Here is a 483-nt window from a genome sequence, read left to right on the forward strand (position 1 = left end):
CCCCGCGCGATCGCAGCGCCCCGCAAGCGCCATTTTGCCCGGACCTACGTGCAGGTACTTGCCGCCATGGTCCTTGGAGCCGCAATTGGCTACCTCTATCCGGAAACCGGCCAAAGCCTGAAGCCGCTCGGCGATGCCTTCATCAAAGTCATCAAGATGATTATCGCACCTGTCATCTTCCTGACAATAGCGACCGGCATTGCCGGCATGAGCGATCTGCAGAAGGTCGGCCGAGTTGCCGCCAAGGCGATGGTTTATTTCCTTACCTTCTCGACGCTTGCACTCGTTGTCGGGCTGATTGTCGCGAATATCGTTCAGCCTGGCGCCGGCCTCAACATCGATCCGGCCTCGCTCGATGTCGAAGCCGTTAAGGGCTATGTGGCCACGGCTCACGAGCAGTCCGTGACCAGCTTCCTGATGAACATCATCCCGTCAACGATTGCCAGTGCCTTCGCGGAAGGCGACATCCTGCAAGTCTTGTTC

Annotated in this window: 1 protein-coding gene; it reads left to right on the plus strand. The window is 58.6% G+C overall.

The window, feature by feature from the left end:
* Positions 1-9 precede the first annotated feature (9 nt).
* The coding region (locus tag EOB80_RS34330) for a cation:dicarboxylase symporter family transporter (protein WP_127332407.1) at positions 10-483 on the plus strand (474 nt) is incomplete at its 3' end.

The sequence above is a fragment of the Mesorhizobium sp. M7A.F.Ca.MR.245.00.0.0 genome, assembly GCF_003997415.1.
GTDB lineage: Bacteria > Pseudomonadota > Alphaproteobacteria > Rhizobiales > Rhizobiaceae > Mesorhizobium.